Origin of the sequence: Streptomyces monomycini (assembly GCF_022271435.1) — a bacterium.
GTDB lineage: Bacteria > Actinomycetota > Actinomycetes > Streptomycetales > Streptomycetaceae > Streptomyces > Streptomyces monomycini.
On the sequence record NZ_JAFIQY010000011.1, the window covers coordinates 94,256 to 108,708 of the forward strand.

General features: G+C 71.0%; 15 protein-coding genes. 13 read left to right on the plus strand and 2 right to left on the minus strand.

The window, feature by feature from the left end:
• Window positions 1-56: 56 nt before the first annotated feature.
• A complete protein-coding gene (locus tag JXZ78_RS15765) occupies window positions 57-1,238 on the plus strand; it encodes a ferrochelatase (RefSeq protein ID WP_030021219.1) in 1,182 nt (393 codons plus the stop codon).
• Between the two features lie 102 nt (window positions 1,239-1,340).
• Complete coding sequence (locus tag JXZ78_RS15770; RefSeq protein WP_030021220.1) at window positions 1,341-2,141, plus strand: inositol monophosphatase family protein; 801 nt, start codon at window positions 1,341-1,343, stop codon at window positions 2,139-2,141.
• Between the two features lie 101 nt (window positions 2,142-2,242).
• Here JXZ78_RS15770 and JXZ78_RS15775 read toward each other — a convergent pair whose 3' ends face one another.
• On the minus strand, window positions 2,243-2,416 hold the full coding sequence (locus JXZ78_RS15775) for a hypothetical protein (protein WP_167745437.1): 174 nt from the start codon (window positions 2,414-2,416) through the stop codon (window positions 2,243-2,245).
• Between the two features lie 429 nt (window positions 2,417-2,845).
• Here JXZ78_RS15775 and JXZ78_RS15780 point away from each other — a divergent pair, with 429 nt between their 5' ends.
• The 4 genes from JXZ78_RS15780 to JXZ78_RS15795 all read left to right on the plus strand — a co-directional run bounded on the left by JXZ78_RS15780 (window position 2,846) and on the right by JXZ78_RS15795 (window position 6,452).
• Entirely contained in the window at window positions 2,846-3,499 is a 654-nt protein-coding gene (locus tag JXZ78_RS15780; protein ID WP_030021221.1) for a response regulator transcription factor, read from the plus strand.
• Between the two features lie 6 nt (window positions 3,500-3,505).
• Complete coding sequence (locus JXZ78_RS15785; RefSeq protein WP_030021222.1) at window positions 3,506-4,759, plus strand: sensor histidine kinase; 1,254 nt, start codon at window positions 3,506-3,508, stop codon at window positions 4,757-4,759.
• Between the two features lie 544 nt (window positions 4,760-5,303).
• Window positions 5,304-5,606, plus strand: a complete 303-nt coding sequence (locus JXZ78_RS15790; RefSeq protein WP_003982531.1) for a DUF4193 domain-containing protein — start codon at window positions 5,304-5,306, stop codon at window positions 5,604-5,606.
• A 15-nt stretch (window positions 5,607-5,621) separates the two neighbouring features.
• Window positions 5,622-6,452 (plus strand): hypothetical protein, encoded by an 831-nt coding sequence (locus tag JXZ78_RS15795; RefSeq protein WP_030021223.1) that lies wholly within the window; start codon window positions 5,622-5,624, stop codon window positions 6,450-6,452.
• Window positions 6,453-6,575: 123 nt separating this feature from the next.
• Here JXZ78_RS15795 and JXZ78_RS15800 read toward each other — a convergent pair whose 3' ends face one another.
• Window positions 6,576-7,019, minus strand: coding sequence for a DUF3093 domain-containing protein (locus tag JXZ78_RS15800; protein WP_030021224.1), 444 nt, complete (start codon window positions 7,017-7,019; stop codon window positions 6,576-6,578).
• Between the two features lie 58 nt (window positions 7,020-7,077).
• On the opposite strand from JXZ78_RS15800, the gene JXZ78_RS15805 reads away from it, so the two are divergent.
• The 7 genes from JXZ78_RS15805 (at window position 7,078) to kdpB (ending at window position 14,450) form a co-directional block, all read left to right on the plus strand.
• Entirely contained in the window at window positions 7,078-7,671 is a 594-nt protein-coding gene (locus JXZ78_RS15805) for a PaaI family thioesterase (RefSeq protein WP_030021225.1), read from the plus strand.
• Window positions 7,668-8,189, plus strand: coding sequence for a dUTP diphosphatase (gene dut / locus JXZ78_RS15810; RefSeq protein WP_030021226.1), 522 nt, complete (start codon window positions 7,668-7,670; stop codon window positions 8,187-8,189). Before JXZ78_RS15805 ends, dut begins: the two co-directional genes overlap by 4 nt.
• Window position 8,190: 1 nt before the next feature.
• Window positions 8,191-8,970, plus strand: a complete 780-nt coding sequence (locus JXZ78_RS15815) for a DUF3710 domain-containing protein (RefSeq protein WP_030021227.1) — start codon at window positions 8,191-8,193, stop codon at window positions 8,968-8,970.
• Window positions 8,971-9,157: 187 nt separating this feature from the next.
• Window positions 9,158-10,189 carry a hypothetical protein gene (locus tag JXZ78_RS15820; RefSeq protein ID WP_238783138.1) on the plus strand — a complete coding sequence of 344 codons (1,032 nt, stop codon included), beginning with the start codon at window positions 9,158-9,160 and terminating at the stop codon, window positions 10,187-10,189.
• Window positions 10,190-10,513: 324 nt separating this feature from the next.
• Window positions 10,514-10,603, plus strand: a complete 90-nt coding sequence (gene kdpF, locus JXZ78_RS15825; RefSeq protein WP_032928585.1) for a K(+)-transporting ATPase subunit F — start codon at window positions 10,514-10,516, stop codon at window positions 10,601-10,603.
• An 8-nt stretch (window positions 10,604-10,611) separates the two neighbouring features.
• Window positions 10,612-12,288 carry a potassium-transporting ATPase subunit KdpA gene (kdpA, locus tag JXZ78_RS15830; protein ID WP_030021229.1) on the plus strand — a complete coding sequence of 559 codons (1,677 nt, stop codon included), beginning with the start codon at window positions 10,612-10,614 and terminating at the stop codon, window positions 12,286-12,288.
• Window positions 12,285-14,450, plus strand: a complete 2,166-nt coding sequence (kdpB, locus tag JXZ78_RS15835) for a potassium-transporting ATPase subunit KdpB (protein ID WP_030021230.1) — start codon at window positions 12,285-12,287, stop codon at window positions 14,448-14,450. Before kdpA ends, kdpB begins: the two co-directional genes overlap by 4 nt.
• Window positions 14,451-14,453: the final 3 nt, after the last annotated feature.

Here is a 14,453-nt window from a genome sequence, read left to right on the forward strand (position 1 = left end):
CCTGGTGGCCGCCTCCGGTTTTCCGCCTGTCAGTGGCTGGTGGCAGGATCGAAGACATGCCCGAACAGTGCGATCCGCCCCTTCCGTCCGCCGCGGGGAGCCCCGCTCCCTACGACGCCCTGTTGCTGCTGTCCTTCGGAGGCCCCGAAGGCCCGGACGACGTCGTCCCCTTCCTGGAGAACGTCACCCGTGGCCGCGGCATCCCCCGCGAGCGCCTGAAGGAGGTCGGGCAGCACTACTTCCTGTTCGGCGGCGTCAGCCCGATCAACGCGCAGAACCGTGAGCTGCTGGACGCGCTGCGCAAGGACTTCGCCGAACACGGCCTGGACCTGCCGGTCTACTGGGGCAACCGCAACTGGGCGCCGTACCTGACCGACACCCTGCGCGAGATGGTCCGCGACGGTCACCGCCGTATCGCCGTCCTGGCCACCAGCGCCTACGCCTCGTACTCCGGCTGCCGGCAGTACCGCGAGAACCTGGCCGACGCGCTGGCCACCCTCCGGGCCGACGGCCTGGAGGTGCCGCGGGTGGACAAGCTCCGGCACTACTTCAACCACCCCGGCTTCGTCCGCCCGATGGTCGACGGCGTGCTCGCCTCCCTCGCCGGGCTGCCCGCCGATGTCCGCGACGGCGCCCACATCGCGTTCACCACCCACTCCATCCCGACCGCGGCGGCCGACACCTCCGGCCGCCGCGAGGACCACACGGGCGACGGCGAGGGCGGCGCGTACGTCGCCCAGCACCTGGACGTGGCCCGGGTGATCGCCGACGCGGTCCGCGAGGAGACCGGCGTCGACCACCCGTGGCGGCTGGTCTACCAGTCCCGCAGCGGCGCCCCGCACATCCCGTGGCTGGAGCCGGACATCTGCGACCACCTGGAAGAGGTGCACGGCGCGGGCGTCCCCGCGGTCGTCATGGCGCCCATCGGCTTCGTCTCGGATCACATGGAGGTCAAGTACGACCTCGACACCGAAGCCACCGCCAAGGCCGCCGAGCTGGGCCTGCCCGTCGCCCGCTCGGCCACCGTCGGCGCGGACCCGCGCTTCGCCGCGGCCGTCCGCGACCTCGTCCTGGAGCGCGCCGCAGCCGAGCAGGGCCGCGCGCCGGCCCGTTGCGCCCTCGGCGAGCTGGGGCCGAGCCACGACCTGTGCCCGGTCGGCTGCTGCCCGGCCCGCACCCCGCGCCCGGCCGCCGCGGGCGCGGACTGGGCGGGCCCGGTGGTGGAGGCCCAGGCGTAGGCCCAGAGGGCGGCCCCGGAGCCGTACCGAGACGACAGACGGCGGCGCCGCGCCGCCCCGCAGGGCGGTCACGAGCGGCCGCCCGGACGAGCAAGGAGCACCGTGTCCGATCCGCTGCAGGACGAACTTCTCGATCTCGCCCTGGAGGCCGCCCGCCGCGCCGGTGAGCTGCTGCGCGACGGCCGCCCCGCCGACCTCGGCGTGGCCGCCACGAAGACCAGTCCCATCGACGTCGTCACCGAGATGGACATCGCCAGCGAGAAGCTGATCACCGGCTTCCTCGCCGAGCGGCGTCCCGACGACGGTTTCCTGGGGGAGGAGGGCGCCAGCGTCGCGGGCAGCAGCGGGGTGCGCTGGGTCATCGACCCGGTCGACGGCACGGTCAACTACCTGTACGGACTGCCCTCCTGGTCCGTGTCGATCGCCGCTGAGCGGGACGGCGAGGCCGTCGTCGGCGTCGTCGCTGCGCCGGTGCGCGGCGAGACGTACCACGCGGTCCTGGGCGGCGGCGCGTTCCGCGACGGGGAGCCGGTGCGCTGCCGCCCCGCGCCGCCGCTGTCCCAGGCCCTGATCGGTACGGGCTTCGCCTACATCGGCGAGCGCCGGGCCGCCCAGGCCGAGGTGCTGCGCACGCTGCTGCCGCAGGTCCGCGACATCCGGCGCGGCGGTTCGGCCGCGATCGACCTGTGCGACGTGGCCTGCGGCCGGCTCGACGGCTACTACGAGCGCGGGCTGAACCCGTGGGACATGGCCGCCGGCGCCCTGATCGCCCGCGAGTCCGGCGCGCTGACCGGCGGCCGCCCCGGCGAACCCGCCTCGAACGACCTGACCGTGGCCGCCTCGCCGGAGGTGTTCAGGACCCTCCAGCCCCTGCTGGACGAACTGGGCGCCTGGCACGACTGAGCGCCGGAGCCGGACCAGGCCGGGCACCCGCCGGGAACGTGACAGCGCCCCGGACCCTTCGCGGGTCCGGGGCGCTGCCGTCGTTGGCGGCCGGGAGGTGGTCAGGCGCTGGCTGCCGTGACCTGCACGCCGTGCTCGGCGGCAAGGCGCTGCAGGTCCTCCAGCTCGGCCTGCTCCACCTCGACGAGGAAGTCGTCGCCCGACTCGCGGGCCCGGTCCAGGTCGGCCTCGGTGGTCCGTATGCGCTGCAGAATGCCTGCGGTGAACGCGTCCATGGTGCGCCCCCTCGTCGTGGGTCGGTGGCACGGGGGTGTGCCGACGGGCGGGGCGATCACGGCGTGGTCCCTGCGAATGGATCAGAGCGCGGCATGGCGCCGTACAGGGCGTGATCGCGGGTGTGCAGACGTCCTCCCCATGGGCAACCTCACGGAAACCTCAAGCGGCACGGGAATTCGAAAACGACCCGGAAGGCACGGTTCCGGGACTCCCGGCGCCTCGGGCCGGGCCCCGCGGCCCGCCCGCCCGGCCCTTGCGGCCTGCTCGCCAGGGGGCCACGGCCCGCCCGCCCGGCACCACGCGGAACGGGGCCGCGAGCCCTCACCCACCCCTCTTACTGCCGGTTTACAGCTGTTCGGGGCAGGATGGAGGGGCTCCGAGTTTGCCGTGCCCCGGAACATCCAGGGCCGTGAGGAAGGATTTGCGACGTGCGTGTTCTCGTCGTCGAGGACGAGCAGCTGCTCGCCGATGCGGTGGCCACCGGACTGCGCCGGGAGGCCATGGCCGTCGACGTGGTGTACGACGGCGCGGCCGCCCTGGAACGCATCGAGATCAATGATTACGACGTGGTGGTCCTGGACCGGGACCTCCCGCTGGTGCACGGCGACGACGTCTGCCGCAAGATCGTTGAGCTGGGGATGCCCACCCGTGTCCTGATGCTCACCGCCTCCGGCGACGTCAGCGACCGTGTCGAGGGCCTGGAGATCGGCGCCGACGACTACCTCCCCAAGCCCTTCGCCTTCACCGAGCTGACCGCCCGGGTGCGGGCCCTGGGACGCCGTACGACGGTCGCCCTGCCGCCCGTCCTGGAGCGGGCCGGCATCAAGCTGGACCCGAACCGCCGCGAGGTCTTCCGCGACGGCAAGGAGGTCCAGCTCGCGCCGAAGGAGTTCGCGGTGCTGGAGGTCCTGATGCGCAGCGAGGGCACGGTCGTCTCGGCCGAGCAGCTGCTGGAGAAGGCGTGGGACGAGAACACCGACCCCTTCACCAACGTCGTACGGGTGACGGTCATGACCCTGCGCCGCAAGCTGGGCGAGCCTGCGGTGATCGTCACGGTGCCCGGGTCGGGCTACCGGATCTGATCGACGATGCCCGCTTCCTCCAAGGCGTCCGCCCCGCCCCCCGCCACACCGCCCATGCCCACCTGGGATCCAAAGCCGGTCAACGTCCGGCCCTTCCCCTGGCTGCGCCCGACCATCCGGATACGGCTCACCCTGCTGTACGGCGGCATGTTCCTGATGGCGGGCATCGTGCTGCTCACGATCATCTACATGCTGGCCGCCAACGCGCTCCAGGAAGGCAGCGAGCTGCCCGTCAAGATCCTCCGGGGCAACTTCGCCGCCACCAGCAACGTCTGCGACCTGCCCAGCCAGACCTCCGGAGAGATCTTCACCCAGGCGATCCAGAGCTGCCTCCAGCACCAGCGGGCGCAGGCCCTGAACACCCTGCTCAACCGTTCCCTGCTGGCGCTGCTGGGCCTGACCGTCGTCGCGTTCGCCTTCGGGTACGCGATGGCGGGGCGGGTGCTGTCGCCGCTGGGGCGGATCACCCGGACCGCGCAGCGGGTGGCGGGCTCGGACCTGCACCGCCGCATCGAGCTGGGCGGTCCGGACGACGAGCTCAAGGAGCTGGCCGACACCTTCGACGAGATGCTGGACCGGCTGGACCGGGCCTTCGAGTCGCAGCGCCGTTTCGTGGCCAACGCCTCGCACGAGCTGCGCACGCCGCTGGCGATCAACCGGACGCTGCTGGAGGTCCAGCTCGCCGACCCGGACGCCTCGCCGGAGCTGGCGCAGCTGGGCAAGACGCTGCTGGCGACCAACGAGCGCAGTGAGCAGCTGGTCGAGGGCCTGCTGCTGCTGGCCCGCAGCGAGAACAAGATCGTGGACAAGAAGCCGGTGGATCTGGCCGAGGTGGCCTCGCAGGCCGTCGACCAGACCCGCGCCGAGGCCCAGGCCAAGGGCGTGGAGATCCGCGGCGTGCGCCAGCAGGCGTTCGTCCAGGGCAACGGCGTACTGCTGGAGCGCATCGCGCTCAACCTCGTGCAGAACGCGGTGCGCTACAACACGGCCCAGGACGGGTGGGTGGAGGTCATGACCGAGCCGCAGCAGGGCTGCGCGGTGCTGGTCGTCTCCAACACCGGCCCGGCCGTCCCGGCCTACGAGGTGGAGAACCTCTTCGAGCCGTTCCGCCGCCTGCGCACGGAACGCACCGGCAGCGACAAGGGCGTCGGCCTCGGCCTGTCCATCGTGCGGTCCGTGGTGCGCGCGCACGACGGCAGCATCACGGCCACGCCGCGCGAGGGCGGCGGACTGGAGATGCGGGTCGTCCTGCCGCTGTGAGGGCCGCAGACGGGCGGCGAGCCGCGGGTGAGGGTGCGGCCCCACCCGCGGCTCCCGGCGCGCCCTGCTGTCCTTTTTGACCCGGGACCCCACCTCTTGGCACTCTTGGTCGCCCTCCGCACGCCGGTCACCCCGGCTTGACGTGACGGCGGGCGGCCATGGATCCTTCGCCGAGTTCGCTTTGCGCTGAATTCCTCCGGTCCGCCCGACGGCCCGTCCGTGTGTGATCCCTCACAGGCGCGAGATTCGCGCCACCCACTCTCCGTGATCGGAACGGTTGGCGGAAGGCCGGGAAAATCCGGGTTTCCAGGGGCCTTGATCACGGGAAGTACACGTGATGGCGTGCGCGAGGTGCGACATTCGGACCGTGTACGGTCCTGATCGCCATCCAAACCGATCACCTCTTCAGGGGTGCGGTTGGGTGTCGATTGAGTAACAGACCTTGATGTGAGGCAAAATCTCCGCCTCAGGTCGGGCACAAGTCCGGCCTCTCACGCGTTACGTGCGCTGGAGACACCGCAGACACCCAGAGGGGGAGAGCGACATGGCTACGGATTACGACACCCCACGCAAGACAGATGACGACCTCAACGAGGACAGCATCGAAGAACTGAAGTCGCGGCGGAACGACAAGTCCGCCTCGGCCGTCGACGTCGACGAGTTCGAGCAGGCCGAGGGCCTGGAACTGCCCGGCGCCGACCTTTCCAACGAAGAACTCGCCGTCCGGGTGCTGCCGAAGCAGCAGGACGAGTTCACGTGCATGAGCTGCTTCCTGGTCCACCACCGCAGCCAGCTGGCCGCCGAGGACAAGAACGGCCAGCCGATCTGCCGCGACTGCGCGGCCTGAGGACCGGTCGACGCCGTGGCAGGCGTGAACCCGTTCCGTAAGGGACGCAAGGGCGAGAAAGGCCCGGCGGCCGGCGCACGATCACGCGACGAAAACGCGCCCGTGCCCGCCGACCCGACCGCCCTGCCCGCGGAGCGGACGACCGACGCACCGGAGGAGCGAGGCCGTGCGGCCTCGCTCGTGGCGGCCGTGGGCCGCGGCACCAGGAAAGGCGGCGCGGGCGCCCGCAAGGGCCTGACGACGGTCGCCGAGCGCATCATCGACAACGTCCCGCGGATCCCGGTCCGTGACCTGGCGACGTTGCGCCGGCAGTTCCCCGGTCTGACCCCCGAGGAACTGGCCGACAAGCTGGTCGCCGGTGCCACCCGGGGCACCGCCACCGTCGGTGCGGGGGTGGGCGCGGCGGCGATGCTGCCGGTACCGCCCGCCATGCCGGCCGAGCTGGCCGCCGAGATCGTCGGGGTGGCCTCCGTGGAGATCAAACTCATCGCCGAGCTCCACGAGGTCTACGGCCTGCGCCCGCCGGGCACGCTCCGGCAGCGCGCCACCGCCTACCTGACGTCCTGGACCGGGGAGCGCGGCATCGACGTCACCAAGCCCACGACCGTCAACGCGGCGCTGGGCGGCCAGATGAAGCGCGAGCTGCGCCAGCAGATCATGAAGCGCACCCTGCGCAACCTGCCGAACCTGACACCGTTCATGGTCGGCGCCGCGGTCGGCGCGGTGATGAACCGCCGGGACACCGCAAAGCTCGCGGACAAGATCCGCAAGGACCTGCGCGCCAGACAGGTGCCGTGGGACGCCCTGCCGCACGCCGAGGCCCTGCCGCCGGAAGACGGCCGCTGAGAACCCGGCCGGAGGCCGAACGGGTCGCTCCGCAACCTCCGGGACGCCGTCCCGCACCCTCGGGAAGGCCCCTGTGCCGCCCGACGGCGCCCTGCCTGGCCCGGCGAGCCCCCCGGGGTCGGTTCAGGTCCGTACGGCCGCCAGCGCGGCCACCAGGCGCTCCGGCTCACGGGTCGAGAGGTACGCGTACGGAGTCGGGTCCGCCGGGTCCGTGATCTCCACCCGCACAGCGGTGCGGATGTAGCTGCGCAGCAGCATGAAGGCGCGGGTGTCGGCCTTGTGCGTACGCCACGCCACCGCCTCCTCGGGGTCCAGCGCCCGGGCCTCGCCCAGCGCCGCCACCGGGATCCGGGCGTCGCCCGCGATCAGCGAGTCACCCACGACGCGGATCCGTACCGAGCCGTACGAGCTGACCGCCACCGCGGACAGTGCCGCGCCGCCGATCAGCCCGCCGAGCATCGGCAGCGTGCCCAGCGGGAGCAGCATCAGGGCGCAGGCCACGCCGATCAGGCCGGCGATCACCCACCAGGAGCGGGGCGCGGTGAGGCGTTCTTCGTACGACTGCATGGCTCCAGCTTGGCACGGCGGCGCGGGCCGGTTACGCGCGCGGGTAGGGTCTGCACTCGTGAGTGGAACCGACAAGGCCCCGACGCGGCTGACGCCACCGGCCGACGCCGTCGCCCCGGTGCGGCACCCCGACGCCCCCGCGCCCGGAGAACTCCTCGGCGCGCACTACGACCACTGCTTCGGCTGCGGCGCGGCGCAGGCCCACGGCCTGCAGCTGCAGGCCCGCGCCGAGGACGGCGTGCGGGTGACCGCCGAGTTCACGGTCAAGGAGGCCCACCAGGGCGCTCCCGGCCTCGCGCACGGCGGGGTGCTGGCCACCGCTCTGGACGAGACGCTGGGTTCGCTGAACTGGCTGCTCCGGGTGATCGCGGTGACCGGCCGGCTGGAGACCGACTTCCTGCGGCCCGTACCGGTCGGCACGGTGCTGCACCTGGACGCGGAGATAACCGCCGTCCACGGCCGGAAGATCTACTCGACGGCGGTGGGCCGGATCGGCGGACCCGAAGGACCGGTCGCGGTGCGCGCCGACGCCGTCTTCGTCGAGGTCAAGGTCGACCACTTCATCGACAACGGAAGGCCGGCCGAGATCCAGGCCGCGATGGCCGATCCGGACCAGGTCAGACGAGCTCGTGCTTTTGAGGTGAACCCGTGAGTCAGGTACGCAATCCGGTGGATGTGCTGATCCGGCGTCTGGACCCGGAGGTGCCGATTCCCGCCTACGGTCATCCCGGTGACGCGGGCGCCGACCTGGTGACCACCGAGGCGGCGGAACTCGCGCCGGGGGAGCGGACGGTGCTCCCCACCGGAGTGTCCCTCGCCCTGCCCGACGGGTATGCGGCGTTCGTGCACCCCCGCTCGGGCCTGGCCGCCCGGTGCGGAGTGGCGCTGGTGAATGCCCCCGGGACGGTGGATGCCGGGTACCGTGGGGAAATCAAGGTGATCGTGGTCAATCTGGACCCGCGCGAGAGTGTGCGGTTCGAGAGGTTCGACCGGATCGCCCAACTGGTCGTCCAGCAGGTCGAGAAGGTGCGCTTCCACGAGGTGGCGGAACTTCCCGGCTCGGCGCGGGCCGAGGGGGGATTCGGTTCCACCGGCGGTCATGCGGCGGTGGACGGCTCCACGGGTGGGAATGGATACGCATCGGTCGGTGCCGACCGGGAAGGACAGTGACGTGTTCGGTCGTCGCAAGAAGAACGAGGCTCCCGCAGAGTCGGTCCCAGCAGCGGAAGCCGCCGACGAGACGGCCTCGGACGAGACCTTTGCGGACGAGGGTGCCGGGTCCGGCGAGGAGCAGCGGGTGAACCTGCCCCCGGCCCCCCGTCCCGACGGCCCCTGGGACCTCTCCGAGGTCACGGACGCCGCCGAGGGCCGGGTGGACCTGGGCGGCATGTTCGTGCCCGGCGTCGAGGGCATGGAGCTGCGGGTGGAGGTCGCGGGCGACGCGATCGTCGCGGCGACCGTGGTCCTCCAGGACAGCGCCGTGCAGCTCCAGGCGTTCGCCGCGCCCAAGAAGGAGGGCATCTGGGGCGAGGTCCGCGAGGAGATCGGCGTCGGGATCACCCAGCAGGGCGGCGTCATCGACGAGGTCGAGGGCCCGCTGGGCTGGGAACTGCGCGCGCAGGTCCCCGTACAGCTCCCGGACGGCACCAACGGCGTCCAGGTCGTGCGCTTCGTCGGCGTCGACGGCCCGCGCTGGTTCCTGCGCGGCGTCATCTCCGGCCAGGGCGCGGTCCAGCCCGAGGCGGCCGGCATCCTGGAGCACATCTTCAAGGACACCGTGGTCGTCCGCGGCGAGGCCCCCATGGCCCCTCGCGACCCGATCGTCCTCAAGCTCCCCGACGACGCCCAGATGGTCCCCGACGGCGTCCAGCAGGAGCCCGCGGAAACCTCCCGCTTCGGCGGCGGCGTCGAACGGCTGGAACGCGGCCCGGAAATCACCGAGATCCGCTGACGTGCGGCGTCTTCCGACGCCCCTTCACCTCGCTCCCGTAACCCTCGCGGTTGCGGGAGCGACGTGCGTAACGGCCCGCCGGAGCACTCCCGCTACGGGGCGGACGGTCCCGGTGTGCCACGCTTCCTCCGATTCGAGGGCGGTGCTCGCCTGCCCTCCCGGACCGTGAATCGGAGGAAGCACTTCCGTGCGCGTTCTCATATCGCCTTCCTACGGGAGTCCAGCGACACGTCGCCACTGGACCGACACCGTCGATCAGCCCGTGGCCTTCACCGACGACAAGTACGCCGATGCGCTGACCGCAGATCAGCGCACCCGGCTGCAGGCTGCCCATCCGGACGGCACGGCGTGTTTCTGGGGCGCGGTGCCCAAGCACGATACGAAGCTGCACGATGTCGTGCCCGGCGACATCGTGTTGTTCACCGGGCAGAACAAGGTGCGGGCGGTGGGGGAGATCGGGACGATCTTCCGCAACGCCGAACTGGCCGACCTCTTATGGCCTCCGACGCGGGGCGGCCCCAGCTGGCACACCATCTACACCGTGCTGGACCTGGCCGAGGTGGACATCCCGTACACCGAACTGAACGCCGTGCTCGGTTACCAGCCGCACCACACCCACCCGGGACTGAAGGTCCTGCGCGGTGACAAGGCGCAGTCCGTTCTGGACGCCTTCATGATCACTTCTGGTCTGTTCTTCAGCCGGGCTTGCGCGGAAACGGTCCCCGCACCGACCGCGGACGAGGCCCGCGAAGCCGTCCGCCGGGCTGCGGCGGAGGAACTGCGCACCTCCTCGACCACGTACCGGAGGACCGGGCGGCTCATCGTCGTCGACCGCCGGGAAGCCCGGCTGGTGGCTGCCTACCGGGAGCACCTCGCGTCCTGCGGGCGAGGACCAGCGGACCGCTTCTACTGCCGGTCGGGCATCAGCGATCTCTACCTCGACGATGCCGAAGGCGCTGAGCTCATCGAGGCCAAGAGCGACGCCTCGCACCAGTGCGTCCGCCAGGCGCTCGGTCAGCTGCTGGACTACGCGCCGTACTGCCCGGCGCCGCCCGATCGCCTGAGTACTCTGCTCCCGTCCCTGCCGGCGCGCACAGACCTCGCTCTCCTGCATCGCTACGGCATCGACTGCATCCACCGGAACACCTCGGGGGCTTTTGTGCGGGCCGAGGCTCCGGCGGAGCGCCGCGAACTGATGCGGTCGCTCTGGTCCTCCTGACCAGTGCCGCCACCGGCGCTCCTCCCAGAGCGCCCGATCGGCTCGAAACCCGCGCCCCGATGGGCCGTACTCCCTTTCGACGGGGTGCGGCCCATCACCGTTTCCGCAGGTCAGATCGGTAAGCGTATGAGAATCGTCAACGGTGCGCTAATGGCCGTAAGGGAGGCGTCAACGGCGGTCGGAAACGGTCATGTTGGCGGTTTGCTCTAGGTGTCCGTTCAACCGAACCCACTAGGAGCACCCGATGGCCGACGTGGCCTTCGTCGTCACCATGCTCGCGGTCTTCGCGCTGGTGGCCCTCGTCGCCAAGGGGGTGACGAGGCTGTGACCGTCGAGAACGTCGTCGGGCTGGTCGTCGCGATCGCCCTGCTCGGCTACCTGGTCCTCGCCCTCGTCTTCCCGGAGAGGTTCTGAGCGTCCCGATGAGCCCCATCCTGGCCGGCGTGCTCCAGCTCACCGCGCTCGTCGCGGCGCTCGCCCTGGCGTACCGTCCCCTCGGCGACCACATGGCCGCCATGTACAGCTCGCGCAAGCACCTGCGCGTCGAAAAGGTGATCTACCGCTGCATCGGTGCCGACCCGGACGCGCAGATGCGCTGGCCCGCGTACCTGCGCGGGGTTCTGGCCTTCTCGCTCGCCGGTGTGCTCTTCCTCTATCTGCTGCAGCGCCTCCAGGGCGGTCTGCCGCTGTCGCTCGGCTTCGCGTCGATCAGCCCGGACCAGGCGTTCAACACGGCGGCGTCGTTCGTCGCGAACACCAACTGGCAGTCGTACAGCGGTGAACAGGCCATGGGCCACGTCGTGCAGACGGCCGGCCTGGCGGTGCAGAACTTCGTCTCGGCCGCGACCGGCATGGCCGTCGCGATCGCCCTCGTCCGCGGCTTCGCCCGCACCCGTACCGGCGACCTGGGCAACTTCTGGGCCGACCTGGTGCGCGGCACCGTGCGCATCCTGATACCGATCGCCGTCGTCGGCGCGCTCGTCCTCGTCGCGTGCGGCGCGATCCAGAACTTCTCCGGCATCCACGGGGTCGGGCAGTTCCTGGGCGGCACCCAGCAGACCAACGGCGGGGCGGTCGCCTCCCAGGAGGTCATCAAGGAGCTGGGCACCAACGGCGGCGGCTACTTCAACGCCAACTCGGCCCACCCCTTCGAGAACCCGAACGGCTTCACCAACCTCTTCGAGGTCTTCCTCATCCTGGTCATCCCGCTCGCGCTGACCCGTACCTTCGGCCGGCTCGTCGGCAACGTACGGCAGGGCTACGCGATCCTGGCCACGATGGGCGTCATCTGGCTCGGCTTCACCGCCCTGATGATGTGGACCGAGTTCGCGCACGGCGGCCCGGCGCTCCAGGCGGCCGGCGCGGCGATGGAGGGCAAGGAGAACCGCTTCGGCATCGGCGGCTCGTCGATCTTCTCGGTCGCCACCACCCTCACCTCGACCGGCGCCGTGGACGGCTTCCACGACTCCTTCACGGCCTTCGGCGGCGGCATCCAGCTGCTGGGCATGATGCTCGGCGAGATCGCGCCCGGCGGCGTCGGCTCCGGCCTGTACGGCATGCTCGTGATGGCCGTGATCGCGGTGTTCCTCGCGGGGCTGATGGTGGGCCGCACCCCCGAGTACCTGGGCAAGAAGCTCGGCACCCGCCAGATCAAGCTCGCGGCCTGCTACATCCTCGTCACCCCGACCCTGGTGCTCGGCTTCACCGCCGCCTCGATGGTGCTGCCGGACGCGCTGGGCTCGATGCTCAACACCAAGGCGCTGGGCGCCGGTCCGCACGGCTTCTCCGAGGTGCTGTACGCGTTCACCTCCGGCGCCAACAACAACGGCTCGGCCTTCGGCGGCCTGAACGCCAACACCCCCTGGTACAACACCACGATCGGACTGGCGATGCTGCTGGGCCGCTTCCTGCCGATGGTGTTCGTCCTCGCCCTGGCCGGCTCGCTCGCCGAGCAGCAGCCGGTCCCCGAGACGGCGGGCACGCTCCGTACCGAGAAGCCGCTCTTCGCGGGGCTGCTGGTCGGCACGATCCTCATCATCACCGGCCTGACGTACTTCCCGGCGCTGGCCCTCGGCCCGATCGCGGAGGGGTTGTCATGACCACCGACGTAAATGACGTGAACGACGTGCAGCAAGAGGAGCGCCGCTCCGTGTCCACCACGACCCCGACCCGCGCGCCCCACCAGGACGTACCCGGCGGGCACCCGCCGGACGGCGGCCGCGTCGGCGGCGGCCTCTTCGACCCGAAGCAGTTGGTCAAGTCGCTGCCGGACGCGCTGCGCAAGCTGGACCCCCGGGTGATGATCAAGTCCCCGGTGATGTTCGTGGTCGAGGTCGGATCGGTCCTGACCACCTGCTTCGCCGTGGCGTCTCCTTCGGACTGGTTCGGCTGGGCCATCGCCGTCTGGCTCTGGCTCACCGTGATCTTCGCCAACCTGGCGGAGGCGGTCGCCGAGGGCCGCGGCAAGGCCCAGGCGGACACGCTGCGCAAGGCCAAGACCGACACCGTGGCCCGGCGGCTCAACGGCTCGGCCGAGGAGCGGGTGCCCGGCACGGAGCTGCGCATCGGCGACCTCGTCGTCTGCGAGGCCGGCGACATCATCCCGGGCGACGGGGACGTGGTCGAAGGCGTCGCGTCGGTCGACGAGTCCGCCATCACGGGCGAGTCGGCCCCGGTCATCCGCGAGTCCGGCGGCGACCGGTCCGCGGTGACCGGCGGTACGAAGGTGCTCTCCGACCGCATCGTCATCAAGATCACGACGAAGCCCGGCGAGACCTTCATCGACCGGATGATCAACCTGGTCGAGGGCGCCGCCCGGCAGAAGACGCCGAACGAGATCGCGCTGAACATCCTGCTCGCCTCGCTGACCATCGTCTTCCTGCTGGCCGTGGTCACCCTCCAGCCGTTCGCGATCTACGCGGGCGCCGAGCAGCCCATGATCGTCCTGCTGGCGCTGCTGGTCTGCCTGATCCCGACGACGATCGGCGCGCTGCTGTCGGCCATCGGCATCGCGGGCATGGACCGGCTGGTCCAGCGCAACGTACTGGCGATGTCCGGGCGCGCCGTCGAGGCCGCCGGCGACGTCTCCACGCTGCTGCTCGACAAGACCGGCACCATCACCCTCGGCAACCGCCAGGCCGCCGAGTTCGTCCCCGTCAAGGGCGTGACCGAGGCCGAGGTGGCGGACGCCGCCCAGTTGTCCTCGCTCGCCGACGAGACCCCCGAAGGCCGTTCCATCGTCGTCCTGGCCAAGGAGAAGTACGGCCTGCGCGAACGCCACCAGGGCGAACTGGCCGACGCCGAGTGGGTGCCCTTCACCGCCCAGACCCGTATGTCGGGCGTGGACGTGACCGAGCACGGCGCCGTACGCAAGGTCCGCAAGGGCGCGACCGGTTCGGTCATCGCCTGGGTACGGGAGCAGGGCGGCACCGTCCCCGACGACGCCGACCGGCTGGCCAACGACATCTCCGAGGCCGGCGGCACGCCGTTGCTGGTCGCCCTGGAGGACGAGCGGGGCGCCCGGGTGCTCGGCGTCATCCACCTCAAGGACGTCGTCAAGGACGGCATGCGCGAACGCTTCGTCGAGCTGCGCAAGATGGGCATCAAGACCGTCATGATCACGGGCGACAACCCGCTGACGGCCAAGGCCATCGCCGACGAGGCGGGCGTGGACGACTTCCTCGCGGAGGCCACTCCCGAGGACAAGATGGCCCTGATCAAGCGCGAGCAGGCGGGCGGCAAACTCGTCGCCATGACCGGCGACGGCACCAACGACGCGCCGGCCCTGGCCCAGGCGGACGTCGGCGTGGCCATGAACACCGGCACCTCCGCCGCCAAGGAGGCCGGGAACATGGTGGACCTGGACTCCAACCCGACCAAGCTCATCGAGATCGTCGAGATCGGCAAGCAGCTGCTGATCACCCGGGGCGCGCTGACCACCTTCTCGATCGCCAACGACGTCGCGAAGTACTTCGCGATCATCCCGGCGATGTTCGCGGTGGCCTACCCGGGCCTGGACACCCTCAACATCATGCGGCTGCACAGCTCACAGACCGCGATCCTGTCCGCGATCATCTTCAACGCACTGATCATCGTCGCGCTCGTACCGCTGGCCCTCAAGGGCGTGCGCTACCGCCCGGTGAGCGCCGACCGGATGCTCCGCCGCAACCTCGGCATCTACGGACTCGGCGGCCTGATCGCCCCCTTCATCGGCATCAAACTCATCGACCTGCTCATCTCTGCGATCCCCGGGATCGGGTGACAT

Coding starts and splice junctions, on each gene's coding strand:
- JXZ78_RS15765 (WP_030021219.1), top strand. CDS start 57: ATGCCCGAACAGTGCGATCCGCCCCTTCCGTCCGCCGCGGGGAGCCCC.
- JXZ78_RS15785 (WP_030021222.1), top strand. CDS start 3,506: ATGCCCGCTTCCTCCAAGGCGTCCGCCCCGCCCCCCGCCACACCGCCC.
- JXZ78_RS15790 (WP_003982531.1), top strand. CDS start 5,304: ATGGCTACGGATTACGACACCCCACGCAAGACAGATGACGACCTCAAC.
- kdpB (WP_030021230.1), top strand. CDS start 12,285: ATGACCACCGACGTAAATGACGTGAACGACGTGCAGCAAGAGGAGCGC.
- JXZ78_RS15775 (WP_167745437.1), bottom strand. CDS start 2,416: ATGGACGCGTTCACCGCAGGCATTCTGCAGCGCATACGGACCACCGAG.
- kdpA (WP_030021229.1), top strand. CDS start 10,612: ATGAGCCCCATCCTGGCCGGCGTGCTCCAGCTCACCGCGCTCGTCGCG.
- JXZ78_RS15800 (WP_030021224.1), bottom strand. CDS start 7,019: ATGCAGTCGTACGAAGAACGCCTCACCGCGCCCCGCTCCTGGTGGGTG.